This is a genomic window from Neisseria sp. RH3002v2f (assembly GCF_014596375.1).
In the GTDB taxonomy this organism is placed as follows: domain Bacteria; phylum Pseudomonadota; class Gammaproteobacteria; order Burkholderiales; family Neisseriaceae; genus Neisseria; species Neisseria cinerea.
Genome location: NZ_MAYZ01000016.1, coordinates 1 through 417, shown reverse-complemented (window position 1 = coordinate 417; position 417 = coordinate 1). Strand labels below are relative to the sequence as shown.

The 417-nt window shown below is 65.0% G+C and carries 1 protein-coding gene; it reads left to right on the top strand.

Annotated features, from left to right (window positions below):
• Positions 1-417 (top strand): DnaA ATPase domain-containing protein (locus tag BBW69_RS02575; RefSeq protein WP_255489351.1); only part of this gene is annotated, 417 nt, incomplete at both ends.

Below are 417 nucleotides of genomic sequence, written 5' to 3'. Positions count from 1 at the left end.
GTGGGGCCTGATCACCGACGTGCAGGCACCCGACCTCGAGACCCGCATCGCGATTCTGCGCAAGAAGGCGCAGTCCGAGCGTCTCCTCGTCCCCGACGACGTCCTCGAGTACATCGCCACGAAGGTCTCGTCGAACATCCGCGAGCTCGAAGGCGCGCTCATCCGCGTGTCGGCGTTCGCGAGCCTCAACCGGTCGAACCTCGACATCTCCCTCGCACAGACCGTGCTGCGCGACATCGTGGATCAGGATGACGCGAACGTCATCTCCCCCACCGACATCATCACGGCGACCGCGCAGTACTTCCGACTGTCCGTCGACGATCTGTACGGTTCGAGCCGTTCGCAGGCCGTGGCCACCGCACGACAGATCGCCATGTACCTCTGCCGCGAGCGCACGAGCCTGTCGCTGCCCAAGAT